This is a genomic window from Microbulbifer maximicatervae (SeqCode), assembly GCF_052467695.1.
Window position 1 is genome coordinate 2,661,932 of sequence record NZ_CP174320.1, and the last position, 13,899, is coordinate 2,675,830.

Sequence of the window (13,899 nt, forward strand, 5' to 3'; positions counted from 1 at the left end):
CTATTCAATGAAGTATGATAGCTGGGGGTGTTGTTGGCTTGATTCTTTAAGGAGTCCCTGATTATTGCCGCAATACCGCTACAGGGCTTTTATAGCGATCCACATCTGGAGTTGTGACTTCCTAAAGGGATTGGATATTCCTACGAAGCCGCACATTGGTTGTGAATCGCTCTGCAAGCCAGAGGTACTACGGAATTATTCAGGGGTGCCCTGGAGAAATATCATTTCCATAGTTCCATTGATGGCCATCTACTCCTGGCTGTTTCCATAAAAAAACAGTTGGTGTTAACTGATGCGCTGGACCCCATCTGTGCGAAACCGTGAATACATTAGCTGCCATAGCTGAAGTGTGCGCCCCCGGAATGCGCCGGCGTAAGATAGTAGATAGTAGCGCCACATCCTGTAGAAGCGCTGGCCGTAGCGATCGGCAAAGTGCGGCCAGTTTTTCTCAAAGTTTTCATGCCAGGCCATCAGGGTTTTATCGTAGTAATATCCAAAGTTGTGCAGGTCTTCGCACACTAGCAAGCGATCGGTTGCGTCGCCCAGCTGTCCTACGGAAGGTAGCTCACCACCTGGGAATATATATTTTTCTGTCCACAAGTCCGTAGATGCGGTGCGCTGGTTGTTGCCGATCGTATGTAACATCATCAACCCATCTTTGTTAAGACAGCGCGCTGCTGTTTCCATAAATGTTCGGTAGTTCTTGCGGCCGACATGCTCAAACATCCCTACGCTGGCAATGCGGTCGAAGGGTTCTTTGAGTTCTCTATAGTCCTGAAGGCGAACAGTAATTGGCAGTTCACCATAGCGCTCTGTCACATAGGCTTTTTGCTCTCGGGAAATCGTAATCCCAACACACTCCACTTGATACTTTTGCGCGGCATAGCTAACCAGGCTGCCCCAGCCACAGCCAATATCCAGTAAGCGCATCCCGGGTTTCAATTCCAACTTGCGGCAAATCAGGTCCAGCTTGGCTTCCTGGGCTTGGTCGAGGGTTTTAGCCTCTTTCCAATAGCCGCAGCTGTACGTAAGCCGATTGTCGAGCATGGCACTATAGAATTCGTTGCCCAGGTCGTAGTGTTGCTCTCCCACATTAAACGAGCGGTTTTTGCTCTGTAGATTCATCAGGTAGCTGCGTGTGGCGCGCCAAAAGTAGCGCCAGTTCTTGATACTGTGATGAATCTCAGCACTGAGTAACCGGTGGAAGAATTGATCCAGGTCTTGGACATCCCAATCGCCGCGCATATAGGACTCGCCCAGGCCCAAGCTGTGCCGGGCGATGACCTCATCAAGGGCTGCTTCCCGATGAAGTTGCAGGTCCCAGGGTCTTTCCCCGTTAATTTGAATGTCCGCTTTCGCCAATATATCGTCCACTAAGTGGCGACTGCGTCCGATGGCTGGCACTTCTATAGCATCCTGTTGCTCGCTTGCCATTCAATCCTTCCTCTCTCCAGTTACTGTGGGGTGGAATAAGGCGCCCTTGAATAATTTGCCTCCCCACTCCATTTACTACAGCATATTGAAAAAACCGTGATCGTCCCGGCTCTCAGCGAAGCTGGTTAACTAGGAATTTCCGCAATGCGCCCATTATTACTTCTATTTATAGCCCTACCTGTACTCGAAATGTGGGTGTTGATTGCCGTAGGGAGTGAAATTGGCGCCCTGCCAACGATCGGCCTGGTCATTTTGACCGCAGTGGTAGGAGTGACACTGCTTCGCCGCCAGGGGATCTCTACCCTGATGCGGGCCCAGGAGAAGATGCAGGCTGGAAATATTCCCGCCAAAGAGATGGTTGAAGGGATATTCCTCGCGGTGGGTGGTGTGCTGTTGCTCACCCCAGGCTTTATCACTGATTTCTTCGGCTTTATCTGCCTGATTCCAGGGCTCAGGAACCTGTTGCTCGGTTTTATCCTTCGCCACGTCAAAGTGGTTCCCCCGCAGAATTTTAACCAGTCGCCAAATCACAAGCGTGGTGACGACATTATCGAGGGGGAGTATTCGAAAGATGAGAAGCGCCCTGGAGAGAATCAACACTCCGTTGAAGATAAGCGCCCCAAGCCCTGATTGGGTTAAAAAATATACAAAATGTCAGTGATGAGAATTTGCTTTGCAGTTTTTTCACCTGATGGTGTTGAAATCCTTATTCCCGCCCATAGATAGGGTTCAACTGAGAATTAAGCCCCGCCTCTGAGGATCAGAGAGGGGTGAGGTTACCGGCCCACAGGGCCAGTGCCGCCCATGTTGGAAACCATTAAAACGACTCAATGGAGAACTTATCCATGAAAATTCGTCCTTTACACGACCGCGTCGTAGTACGCCGTAAGGAAGAAGAAGCGATGTCAGCTGGCGGTATCGTGCTGCCAGGCGCTGCCAAAGAAAAGCCGAACCAAGGTGAAGTGGTAGCCGTGGGTGAGGGCAAGCAGCTGGACAATGGCGATGTTCGCGCACTGTCTGTGAAGGTAGGTGACACTGTTGTTTTCGGTCGCTATGCCGACAGCAATACCCTCAAGGTGGAAGGCGAAGAGCTGATCATCATGAGCGAAGGTGATATCTACGGCGTGTTGGAAGGCTAAGGCCAGCCTTTAACTTTACTCGCAAAAAGAATTTGAGGAATAAGAATCATGGCAGCTAAAGACGTAATTTTCGGTGACGACGCTCGTCAGAAAATGCTGAAAGGCGTAAACATCCTGGCAGACGCTGTAAAAACTACCCTGGGTCCCAAAGGCCGCAACGTAGTTCTGGACAAGTCCTTCGGCGCTCCTACCGTAACCAAAGACGGTGTTTCCGTAGCCAAGGAAATCGAACTGCAAGACAAGTTCGAGAACATGGGCGCGCAGATGGTTAAAGAAGTCGCTTCCAAAGCTTCTGACACTGCGGGTGACGGCACCACTACCGCTACCGTTCTGGCTCAGGCTATCGTAACTGAAGGTCTGAAATCCGTAGCCGCTGGCTTCAACCCTATGGACCTGAAGCGCGGTATCGACAAAGCGGTAATCGCAGCTGTTGATCACATCGCTGGCCTGTCCACTCCTTGCGCTGACACCAAGTCTATCGCTCAGGTAGGTACTATTTCCGCTAACAGCGACGAGAGCGTTGGTACCATCATCGCTGAAGCCATGGAAAAAGTTGGCAAAGAAGGCGTTATCACTGTTGAAGAAGGTTCCGGCCTGGAAAACGAGCTGGACGTAGTAGAAGGCATGCAGTTCGACCGCGGCTACCTGTCTCCTTACTTCATCACCAACCAAGAGAACATGACTGCCGAGCTGGACAATCCGTTCATCCTGCTGGTAGACAAGAAAATCTCCAACATCCGCGACCTGCTGCCCCTGCTGGAGCAAGTAGCTAAAGCTTCCAAGCCGCTGCTGATCATCGCTGAAGACGTAGAAGGCGAAGCGCTGGCAACTCTGGTAGTAAACAGCATGCGCGGCATCGTTAAAGTTGCTGCTGTTAAAGCACCTGGTTTCGGCGACCGTCGTAAAGCCATGCTGCAGGACATCGCTATCCTGACTGGCGGCACCGTGATTTCTGAAGAAGTTGGCCTGGAGCTGGAAGGTACCACTCTGGAGCACCTGGGTACTGCTAAGCGCGTAACCCTGTCCAAAGAAAACACTGTAATCGTTGACGGCGCTGGCAATGTTAAAGACATCGAAGCTCGCGTTAGCCAGATCCGTGCACAGATCGAAGAGTCCTCTTCAGACTACGACAAAGAGAAGCTGCAAGAGCGCGTAGCCAAGCTGGCTGGCGGTGTTGCGGTAATCAAAGTAGGCGCCGCTACTGAAGTAGAAATGAAAGAGAAGAAAGCCCGCGTTGAAGACGCGCTGCACGCTACCCGCGCCGCAGTAGAGGAAGGCGTAGTACCTGGCGGTGGTACCGCACTGGTTCGCGCTACCCAGGTTATCTCTGTAACTGGCGACAACGAAGACCAGAACCATGGCATCGCTGCAGCCCTGCGCGCTATGGAAATGCCTCTGCGTCAAATCGTTTCCAACGCTGGTGACGAAGCTTCCGTAGTTGTTGACAAGATCAAGCAAGGCGAAGGCAACTTCGGTTACAACGCTGCTACTGGTGAGTACGGCGATATGCTGGAAATGGGTATCCTGGACCCAGCTAAAGTAACCCGCTCTGCTCTGCAAGCGGCAGCTTCTATCGCTGGCCTGATGATCACCACCGAAGCCATGGTTGCAGAAATCCCGGAAGACAAGCCGGCTGCTCCTGACATGAGCGGTATGGGTGGCATGGGCGGTATGGGCGGCATGATGTAAGCCGGCCTTAAAGCCTATCTAAAGAGCCCCGCAATTGCGGGGCTTTTTTTTGCCTTGTGAAAAGTGGTTTACTAGAGGCAGCTTTGAGTTGGCATATAGCTTTCTCCAGGGAGTCTAGTGGTGTGGTTGAGGACACTTAGCTGCTGGAACAGGGTTTACAGGGGTGGATTTAGGTAAGAAGTTCTGATGGCTTGAGTAGACTACTTGAGATGTTGCCACTTAACTCGATTGTAGTTTCGTGAGGATATTGAAATGAAGTATATAGTGATACTGATGTCGCTAGTTTTGGGGAGTTGTGTGGGGCAAGAGTTTTCTAGGGTAGAGCGGGTACCTTCGATCACTCTTGATGAAAATATCGTTTATTCAAATGCTGGATTTGAGGGGTACGATCTGGGTTTTAGTAAACCAGAGATAAACGTACCAGCTGTTTCTTCTCTAAATGAAATGCCTCCATACACTTATTCTGAAGAAAGTGGTTGGAGAGGTGGCTGTATCGTATTCGACATGAATTTCATCGCTGAGGCTAACTTAATATTGGACTTAAAAGGGGTTAAAGAGACCTGGACCCCAATAGATGGGGAGCCTAAGAAATTATATATTTTTGAGGTTCGCTAATTAGATTTACTTTACAAGCGGCTAAGTTGTCGAGATCAAGTAGAGCAAGACTGGCAGTCGGTGGTGAACTTGATTGGATTTAAAATAGCAAACGTAGAATAGACTTTGTGAGGGGATATGGATATCTACGAAATGGTCGAGTCAGGAGATCTGACAGTACCTGAGTGTGCGAAAACTCTGGGATTTGACTTGATAAGCTATTCACGTGAAAAAATGGAGATGAAAGCCCGATTTTTTGCCAGGGAGTCATTCTTAAACCCTGCGGGAACAATACAGGGTGGGTTTCTATGTGCAATGCTCGACGACGTAATGGGTCCTGCACTTGTATTTTCGCTGAATATTGGTCAGTTTGCTCCGACACTAGAGCTAAAGACTCAATTTGTTCGCCCAGCTAAAGTGGGGCCAGTTGAGGGTGTTGGCAGAGTTGTATCTAGAGGTAGAACTGTCTGCTTTCTGGAAGGAGAGCTTCTTCAAGAGGGGAAACTTATTGCTAGGGCGACTGCTACCGCTTTAATAAAGGGACAAAATTTATAAATCCTTGATGAAGGATGTGATGTTTTCTGAGGTAAAAATGAGTTTTGAACAAGGCATATATAGCTCCCCGGAAAGTGAGCTTTGCCCGGAGGGAAATAAGCGGGTTAAGTTGGGGAGCGTTCTTTCTATATTGGGTGCTGTTCTTCAAACCCCGATTATTGTGTTCTTTTATTTGGGGATGTTGAGTTTTTGGAAAACTTTTCAGATCGCCCAATCACTTGATACATCCCCTGAAGTAATGGCAAGCATGATGAGCCAGTCCCTCTCTAATTTTGTTATAGGAGGTCTATTGTCTGGTCCAGGCTTGTTGATTTCCTGTGCTGCTTTGTTTTTATCGTCTTTTCGAACTAAGTGGTTGTTCTGGTATTCTTTAATACTCTCACTGATTTGGATTAGCTCTTTTCCGTTTGGGACACTATTTGGTTTGATATATCTGTTAATAATTTTGATTAAACGAAAATCGTAAATGCAGATTGTTACTGGTGTGGAACGGAGTTGACTTTATCCAGCCCGTTTATGGACTCAAAGCGGACTGATTAATTTCCCACTTGATGAAAGAACTACCAATGTGGTTTTGGCATACTTGGATAGTCACTTGGCATCATCGGATTCTTAGTTGGCGCCTTCTGATCATATACTGATTTCAAGATTAACGCTTGGGAGACAGATAGATGGAAACGGCACTTATTACTGGGGCCTCTGGTGGCATCGGCCTTGAACTGGCCAGGATACATGCATCTAAGGGTGGCAACTTGGTTCTGGTTGCCCGGTCTGAAGGGAAGCTTTCAGCACTCAAACAGCAGCTGGAGAAGGAGTTTGGTATCCAGGCAATGGTTATTGCCGAGGACCTTTCTGACCCCATGTCCGCGCAGAGAATTTTTGAGCGAACCCAAAGTGAGGGTGTGGAGATTGGCACCCTAATCAACAATGCGGGTTTTGGTGGTCATGGTCTTTTCCATCAAAGGGATTTGGAAGCTGAGCAGGGTATGATGCAGGTGAATATGGTTTCCCTTACCAATCTCACCCACCTGTATTTAAAGGGGATGGTTGGCCGCAATAGTGGACATATTCTTAATGTTTCATCTACAGCCTCTTTTATTCCCGGCCCTTTACAGGCGGTTTACTACGCAACTAAAGCCTATGTAACTTCATTTAGCCAGGCACTGGCGGAAGAGTTGAAAGGCACAGGTGTAACAGTAACGGCTTTGTGCCCCGGTGCTGTTGCAACAGGGTTTGTGGCCGCTGGTGATCTTCAGGGTGTCGATATTTGGAAAAATGCCCGTTCGGCTGAGTCTGTTGCCAGATGTGGCTATCTGGCAATGGAGCGGGGAGATCTGGTTGCTTTTAATGAGACACGGCTCAAGTTGTTTCTGAATTGGATAATGCCTTTACTGCCCCGTAAAATGGTACTGAAGTTTTCCCGTCAGACGATGGAAAAGTCTTAATTGCAGGCAGGTCCGGTAATGATCAAACGTGCAGCGAAATTCCTGGTACCTCCCAGCTGGAAGTTGATATTACACGATATGAATATCGATACAGCGCTGGCTCTTGCCTATGCCGGGTTACCTGCGGATCTGTTACAGCGGGAGGCTGTGACACTCACGCCGGTGGAATATTTCCGTTTCTGGTGTGGTATCGATCAGGCCTCTAAGGATCGGCCATTACCGCTTTTACTAGCGGAGCACCTTTCGGCTGAGTCGTTTGACCCTCCCATATTTGCGAGCCTGTGCAGCGCAAATCTGAATCAAGCTCTACTGCGGATACAGCAATACAAACCATTGATCGGTCCCATGGAATTGCACTTGGATATTACCGATGAGTACACCAAGCTCAATTTAGAATGCTATGGAAGTGATGGAAATATCCCTGAAGCTTTGGGCCTGAGCGAATTAATTTTTTATATCCGTCTGGCTCGATTGGGAACCCGGGAGGAAATTCAACCATTGGAATTGGCACTACCGCAGCTACCAACAGATCAAACGCCTTATCGGGAGTTTTTTGGTTGTTCAATTAAGCAGTCAGACCGGGTGAGAATTTGTTTCTCAGCACAAGATGCACAAAAACCATTTCTGACTGCCAATGCCCCTATGTGGGATTTCTTTGAGGGTAAATTGAGTCAGCAGCTCAAGGATCTGGATAGCGAAGCCACAATGGGAGAGCGGGTAGGTTCAGTATTGATAGAGTTACTACCGGCTGGAGAGAGTTCTGTCGAAGCGGTGTCTGAACGCTTGGCTATCAGTAAAAGGACTTTGCAGCGGAAACTGGGGGAGGAAAATCAATCCTTCCAGACAGTATTGCAGGGAGTTAGATCAAGTTTGGCTGATCACTACCTCGCCAAATCCAGCCTTCATCTAGGGGAAATTTCTTTTATGCTGGGATTTAAAGAGCCCAATTCATTTATTCGGGCCTACCGGGGCTGGAAAGGAATGACACCATTGCAATACCGGGACTCTATTCACTGAATAGATCCCTTAGTTAAAAACCAATGTTTGCATATCACTGTAAATTTTTGTGACCAATTTTAACCAGGAAGTTTGGTTTTAACATTTAAACAGTGATTAATTGGCTGGTCGGTCAGCAATAATTATTCCGTTGTCCGGATTCACTTCCAGAGCCCTCAATTCTCCTCCGTAGACCGCCTGGATTTTCCATCTTCCGCCCACAAATTCGATATGCGTGATGGGGTTGAACCCTAGACCATACAGTTTCGCTTTAATAGTGGATAAGTCCAAGGCAATGACCGAAGGTTCTGCTCCGTAAAGGTCGGGGCTGTCGTAGATGGGGGCGGGTTTATTGGGATCGAGGCCGGGGGGGATTGGGTTAGTGAGATTGCCAACTAAAGCTATGGCGGTAAGAAAAATCATCTACGGCTCCATACTGCTAACAAGCCATAGTATTAGTTTGGACTAGGGATTATCGCAGTGCCAGCGGGCTGTAGTGATTTCGGTCTTACCTGAGTGCGATTATAGCAGTGAATGGCCCGGCAACAGATATTGCCGGACCTAGGGAGCCTAGCGTGTAAGCTTTAGCATAAAATCGATAACACGAGTTGAGAGTTTGCCATAGGGAGGCCGCAGTAATTTTAATAGATCGATTGGGCCCTGATAGAAGATGGGGCGAAGTTTAGAGAAGGTTAAAAACCCCTCGTAGCCATGGTAGTGGCCCATACCGCTTTCACCAACGCCGCCAAATGGAATATCGTGCTGACCAACGTGCAGTACACAATTATTTACCGACACGCCTCCAGACATTACCTTGTTGATATATAAATCTTGTAAGGTTTTGTCGTGAGTGTAAGGGTAAATCGCCAGGGGTCTGGGGCGAGCATTAATATAATCAATAACTTCCTCTGGCTTGGAATAAGTGATAATCGGCAATAGAGGGCCAAAAATCTCACGCTGCATTGCCAGCATCTCGCCGTCTACGTTGGTCAGGATATGCGGAGGGAATTTTCGCAGTTTATTGTCCCTATCCAATTTGCCAGCACTTAAATCTATGGCATTAGCACCCTTAGCCTTGGCGTCATCCAGGGTTGCCCAGATTCGCTGGTAAGATGTGTCGTCGATAATAGAAGTGTAATCCTGGCCATCTAAGTCGGGGTAGCGCTTCTGAACATAATGTTTTGCGTGCTCGATAAACTCTACGAGATGCTCCTCCGGCAAGAAAAGATAATCCACGTTGACACAGATCTGCCCGGCGTTTACCAGCTTCCAGTAAATTAGTTGCTCGGCGGCTTTCTTAACCGGGTAATCCGGGCCAACAATTGCCGGTGATTTACCACCAAGTTCCAATGTGACTGGAGTCAGGTTTTCTGCGGCGGAGCGCATTACTGCACGGCCGGTATTACTGGATCCGGTAAAAATTAAGTGATCGAATTTAAGGCTGGAAAACACCGGGCCTATTTCATCGGCATCGGGAATAAAAACCAGCTTTTCTTCTGGGAAGTATTGTTCACAGACTTTACTGAGTAACTCTGCAAGATGCTTGGAGTTGGTAGACATCTTGACCATCGCCTGATTGCCTGCGGCGAAAATATTGGTCAGTGGTGAAAAGCTTAAGTTTATTGGGAAGTTCCACGGCACTATGACGCCAATTACCCCCAGAGGTTGTGGGACCACACGATTTTTAGAGAGGGGATAGGATTTAAAATCTGTATGGCGCCCTGTGGGTTTCATCCACTTCTTTAAGCGCTTGATAGTCTCTTTAATGCCGGAGAGCGCTGGGTAGATATCGTAGAGCAGTATCTCTTCCCGGGCTCGATTGCCGTAGTCGTTACTGATCGCCTGGATAATGGGTTCCTGCTGTTCACGCAGGAGCTGGGCAAGGGTTCTAAGATCCTGCACACGTTGCTGATAGCTGGGAGCCGGGTTGGCCAGGTAGGCACTGCGCTGTTTGTCCAGATAGTTTTGCAGTACCGCTTTGTCTGCATCCTGCCGGGTCAGGGTTTGTGTTGTCATTTTATTATCCTGTGGCGTTGATCTCAGAAAGACTAAACGAAATTGAATCGGAGTGATTGACCAATCCGGTAAATTCCTTTGATGATCGGATAACAAATTTTATCCGGGGTATGGCCAAGTTTGTTTTGCCATCGCAATTTATGGCGCGGATTACATCACTATGTTCAAGCAGAATAGGTTAGGGCCGGCTTTGGCAGCCGGCCCTGGCAGGATAGCTCAGAATGAGGACGCTAATCCTTAATCGTTGTCCGGTTTTTCCGACAAAACTTCCGCAGAGTTGGGGTCTACGTGCAAGTCGTACTTCTGGTCACCCTTATAGGCCTCAATCTTCCACTTACCCTTGTCCAGATCGACCTCAACAATTGGGGTGTAGCCCTGCTGTTCCAATTTGGTCAATACGGTGGAAAGGGCCATAGCGCCGGGTGGGGGCTTTTCTTTGGCGAGTGCATAGGGTAGTGCTGTTGCGGCGATAAAGGCCAGCAACAACTTGCTGATAGGCTGCATGGTGCTATTACCTCGCTGTCTATTTGCTAAATCGCAGTATCCTATGAATCAAATCTTCCCTTAACCGAGCGATCGGTATTTCCAAACTGTAAAATAAAAACTAATGCGTCTGCGTTTGGTCTCCAGGCACTTATAACTGGTTTTGTGGACTGCCCTCGGTAAGATGCTTCTGGATAGCCTCGCACCACTCCATTCCTCCGGGTTTGAGACCGTTGGTATTGGCTCCGCTGAGCCGGGTGATGGCTGTGAACCACTCCTCACTACCGGTAGTTGGCATACCGGATGGGTATAGTTTCGCCATATCGCCATTCTGCTGGGCAAGCACTTGCTGTTGAACCCAGGCAAACCATTCCGGGGTGCATATAGCTGCAGCTTTCTTTTCCGCTTCCACTCCATTGCCCGGTGGGGCAATGGGCTCCTTCATGGCGCTGGTAGCCGACTCATCTGCAGGAGGGGTTGCAGGTGACTTGGAGTCCTTCGGGCCCCCACAGCTGCAGAGGACAAAGATCAGTGCTATTAAAGGGCCAAAGCGGTACATAGGACCTCTATGGGTGGCGGTATCAAGCCTAAGCATAGGAGGAAATTGACGACTTTGCCTTATCGCCTTAGGTCATATGTATTTTTATTGACATTGCCATTAAATCAAATGAGAATGTTTCTCGTTTAATCCAAGGGTGATCTACGATAATGTCTACCAGAGCTCTATTTCAAAAAGTGCTGGCTGTAGCCGGCTTGTTGGGTGCTGTGGGTGCCAGTGCGGCCGAGCAGGTAAATATCTACTCCTACCGACAGCCTTTCCTTATAGAGCCGATCTTAAAGGAGTTCACCGAAAAAACCGGTATTGAGGCCAAAGTGGTCTACGCCAGCAAAGGCTTGAACGAGCGTTTGCAAAGGGAAGGGCGCAATAGCCCCGCTGACCTGGTCCTGACTTCCAATACCAGCAGCCTGATGGATCTGCTTAATAAGCAGCTGACCCAACCGGTAAGCAGTGAAATCCTGGAAGACAATATCCCATCACAATTTCGCGATAAGGCAGGCAACTGGTTCGGCCTGACCACCCGGGCGCGTTTGATCTACGCCTCCAAAGACCGCGTTAAGCCCGGTGAAATTACTCGCTACGAAGAGTTGGTAGACCCTAAGTGGAAGGGCCGAATTTGTACTCGTAGCGGCAAGCACCCCTATACCTTGTCCCTGATCGCCTCCATGATCGCCCATCACGGTGAAGCAGAAACCAAAGAGTGGCTGCAAGGTGTGAAAGCGAATCTGGCGCGTAAGCCCCAGGGTAATGACCGCGCTCAGGTTAAAGCTATTAGCGAAGGTGTCTGCGACCTTTCCCTGGGTAACAGCTACTACTTCGGTAAAATGATTACCAATAAGGAGCAGCCGGAGCAGGTGGATTGGGCCAAGTCTGTAAACCTGGTCTTCCCTAACCAGAAAGATCGCGGTACCCATATGTTTATTTCCGGTGCGGCGCTGACCAAGCATGCCCCCAACCGTGAAAATGCCGTTAAGCTGCTGGAATTCCTCAGCGGCGCCGATGCTCAATACTCTTACGCCGAGAAAAACTTTGAGTTCCCGGTACGCCCTGGCACTGCCCGCTCTGAGTTGATTAAGGAGTATATGGGTGAGTTTAAAGAAGACGATCTGAGTCTCACGGAGATCGGTTCCTACGTTCCAACGGCTTCCCGCATGGTTGATGAAGTACGCTTTGACTTTTAGAATGGTTAACTGAATGGGAATTGCTGCCGAGTAAATTGACAGCACTATCTCAGCCTTATTCGAACGGCCCTGTCGAGAGACCAGGGCCGTTCTTTTATAATGAGCTTTTGATTCCTTAATCATGCTAAACCGAGCAAACTTATCAGCTTCCCGCTGGCTGCTACTGGTAGCTACCATTTCCCTACTGGTAGCCCTGCCAGTGCTATCCATTTTTTGGTTGGCATTTTTCCCTGAAGAAAATATCTGGCCGCACCTGGTGGACACGGTGTTGTTTCACTATGTGTCCTCCACATTGATTCTGGCTGGCGGTGTCGGTTTGGTAACGCTGATAACAGGCGTGGGCAGTGCCTGGCTGGTGAGCATGTGCCAGTTCCCCGGGCGTCGTTTGTTTGAGTGGGGGCTGTTATTGCCGTTTGCTGTTCCCGCCTATGTGATTGCCTACGTTTACACGGACTTGCTGGAATATGCGGGCCCTGTGCAAAAGTCCCTGCGCGCCTGGTTTGGCTGGCAGACAGCCAGGGATTACTGGTTCCCGGAGATCCGTAGCATGGGTGGGGCGATAGCCATGCTGTCACTGGTGCTCTTCCCCTATGTCTATATGCTCGCGCGAGCAGCCTTTATCGAGCAGTGCGGCAGTATACGTGCCGCGAGCCGGTCATTGGGCTGTACGCCCTGGCAGAGCTTCTTGCGCGTATCCCTGCCAATGGCACGCCCGGCAATTGCGGTAGGTTTATCACTGGTATTGATGGAAACCCTGAATGATTTCGGCACAGTGGACTTCTTTGCCGTACGCACCTTGAGTGTCGGGATTTACGATACCTGGTTGAGCCACGGTAATTTAGGAGGCGCGGCGCAAATTGCCTGTAGCACTCTGATTTTTGTTGTTCTGTTAATTACGCTGGAGCGAATGGGGCGGGCGAGACAGAAGCACTTTGTACAATCGCCAAATTCCCAGCGTGAACGCTATGTATTGCGCGGCTGGCGATCCGGTGTCGCTCTATTGTTCTGCGGGTTACTGTTGGTGGCCGGTTTTATTATTCCCCTGCTGGTTCTGGGAGGTTACGCATTTAGCAACTTCTCCAGTTACTGGAGCGAAGATTTTATACAGATCGCCAGCAATAGCTTGTTGCTGTCAATCACAGCGGCACTGGTCTCTGTACTGCTGGGCTTGCTGTTGGCTTACGGTAAGCGACTGCAACCCAAAAGATCCGTACGGGTCTTGGTCGGCTTTTCCAAGCTGGGTTATGCAATGCCCGGGGCAGTACTGGCGATTGGTGTCCTGATTCCCCTGGCCGCTTTTGATAATGCGGTGGATGGTTTTTTACGTGAACACTTTGATATCTCCATAGGGCTGCTGTTAAGCGGCAGTATTTTCGCCATTATTTTTGCCTACACGGTGCGCTTCCTGGCAGTGTCCACAGGGGCCATAGAATCCAGCCTGGAGAAAGTAACCCCTTCAATGGATCGCGCTGCCCGCTCCCTGGGACGCAATAGCTGGCAAACCCTGTGGGCTGTACATCTACCTTTGGTGCGTACAGGTCTACTAACGGGTGGCTTGGTGGTCTTTGTGGATTGTATGAAAGAACTACCGGCGACTTTGTTACTGCGCCCCTTTGGCTTTGACACCCTGGCGATTTATGTTTACCAGTTCGCTTCCGATGAGATGCTGGAGCGCTCGGCCCTGGGAGCTTTATTGATTGTCCTGGTGGGATTGATACCGGTAATTTTACTAAGCCGTTCCATTGGTTGGCGCAGAGGTGAGGAGCGCACAGCCGTGGCGGACTCAGAAGCGCCCGCCCTGTCCTGAT

The 13,899-nt window shown here is 49.4% G+C and carries 15 protein-coding genes; 10 read left to right on the forward strand and 5 right to left on the reverse strand.

What is annotated here, in order from left to right; translation table 11 throughout:
* Window positions 1-285: 285 nt before the first annotated feature.
* Window positions 286-1,434: a cyclopropane fatty acyl phospholipid synthase gene (gene cfa / locus ACJJI8_RS11720; RefSeq protein WP_444932477.1), complete on the reverse strand. Its 1,149-nt coding sequence runs from the start codon at window positions 1,432-1,434 to the stop codon at window positions 286-288.
* A gap of 144 nt (window positions 1,435-1,578) precedes the next feature.
* Between cfa and ACJJI8_RS11725 the strand changes: the two genes are divergently transcribed.
* From ACJJI8_RS11725 to ACJJI8_RS11760, 8 genes are all read left to right on the forward strand, one after another.
* Complete coding sequence (locus tag ACJJI8_RS11725; protein ID WP_444894877.1) at window positions 1,579-2,064, forward strand: FxsA family protein; 486 nt, start codon at window positions 1,579-1,581, stop codon at window positions 2,062-2,064.
* A gap of 215 nt (window positions 2,065-2,279) precedes the next feature.
* Window positions 2,280-2,573: a co-chaperone GroES gene (locus tag ACJJI8_RS11730; RefSeq protein ID WP_020412315.1), complete on the forward strand. Its 294-nt coding sequence runs from the start codon at window positions 2,280-2,282 to the stop codon at window positions 2,571-2,573.
* A 48-nt stretch (window positions 2,574-2,621) separates the two neighbouring features.
* Window positions 2,622-4,262 carry a chaperonin GroEL gene (gene groL / locus ACJJI8_RS11735; protein ID WP_444894876.1) on the forward strand — a complete coding sequence of 547 codons (1,641 nt, stop codon included), beginning with the start codon at window positions 2,622-2,624 and terminating at the stop codon, window positions 4,260-4,262.
* A gap of 252 nt (window positions 4,263-4,514) precedes the next feature.
* A complete protein-coding gene (locus tag ACJJI8_RS11740; protein ID WP_444894875.1) occupies window positions 4,515-4,877 on the forward strand; it encodes a hypothetical protein in 363 nt (120 codons plus the stop codon).
* Between the two features lie 117 nt (window positions 4,878-4,994).
* Window positions 4,995-5,411 carry a PaaI family thioesterase gene (locus tag ACJJI8_RS11745; RefSeq protein ID WP_444932478.1) on the forward strand — a complete coding sequence of 139 codons (417 nt, stop codon included), beginning with the start codon at window positions 4,995-4,997 and terminating at the stop codon, window positions 5,409-5,411.
* Between the two features lie 37 nt (window positions 5,412-5,448).
* Entirely contained in the window at window positions 5,449-5,877 is a 429-nt protein-coding gene (locus ACJJI8_RS11750; protein ID WP_444932479.1) for a hypothetical protein, read from the forward strand.
* Window positions 5,878-6,082: 205 nt separating this feature from the next.
* Entirely contained in the window at window positions 6,083-6,856 is a 774-nt protein-coding gene (locus ACJJI8_RS11755; protein WP_444932480.1) for an SDR family NAD(P)-dependent oxidoreductase, read from the forward strand.
* An 18-nt stretch (window positions 6,857-6,874) separates the two neighbouring features.
* A complete protein-coding gene (locus ACJJI8_RS11760) occupies window positions 6,875-7,873 on the forward strand; it encodes an AraC family transcriptional regulator (RefSeq protein WP_444932481.1) in 999 nt (332 codons plus the stop codon).
* A 96-nt stretch (window positions 7,874-7,969) separates the two neighbouring features.
* On the opposite strand, the gene ACJJI8_RS11765 is transcribed toward ACJJI8_RS11760, so the two are convergent.
* The 4 genes from ACJJI8_RS11765 to ACJJI8_RS11780 all read right to left on the reverse strand — a co-directional run bounded on the left by ACJJI8_RS11765 (window position 7,970) and on the right by ACJJI8_RS11780 (window position 10,910).
* On the reverse strand, window positions 7,970-8,275 hold the full coding sequence (locus ACJJI8_RS11765; protein ID WP_444932482.1) for a hypothetical protein: 306 nt from the start codon (window positions 8,273-8,275) through the stop codon (window positions 7,970-7,972).
* A 147-nt stretch (window positions 8,276-8,422) separates the two neighbouring features.
* Complete coding sequence (locus tag ACJJI8_RS11770; protein ID WP_444932483.1) at window positions 8,423-9,868, reverse strand: coniferyl aldehyde dehydrogenase; 1,446 nt, start codon at window positions 9,866-9,868, stop codon at window positions 8,423-8,425.
* Window positions 9,869-10,105: 237 nt separating this feature from the next.
* Window positions 10,106-10,372: a PepSY domain-containing protein gene (locus ACJJI8_RS11775; protein WP_282931601.1), complete on the reverse strand. Its 267-nt coding sequence runs from the start codon at window positions 10,370-10,372 to the stop codon at window positions 10,106-10,108.
* Window positions 10,373-10,502: 130 nt separating this feature from the next.
* Entirely contained in the window at window positions 10,503-10,910 is a 408-nt protein-coding gene (locus ACJJI8_RS11780) for a hypothetical protein (protein WP_444932484.1), read from the reverse strand.
* Between the two features lie 149 nt (window positions 10,911-11,059).
* On the opposite strand from ACJJI8_RS11780, the gene ACJJI8_RS11785 reads away from it, so the two are divergent.
* Both ACJJI8_RS11785 and ACJJI8_RS11790 read left to right on the forward strand, forming a co-directional pair.
* Window positions 11,060-12,091, forward strand: coding sequence for a Fe(3+) ABC transporter substrate-binding protein (locus ACJJI8_RS11785; RefSeq protein WP_444932485.1), 1,032 nt, complete (start codon window positions 11,060-11,062; stop codon window positions 12,089-12,091).
* A gap of 121 nt (window positions 12,092-12,212) precedes the next feature.
* Window positions 12,213-13,898 carry an ABC transporter permease gene (locus ACJJI8_RS11790; protein WP_444932486.1) on the forward strand — a complete coding sequence of 562 codons (1,686 nt, stop codon included), beginning with the start codon at window positions 12,213-12,215 and terminating at the stop codon, window positions 13,896-13,898.
* Window position 13,899: the final 1 nt, after the last annotated feature.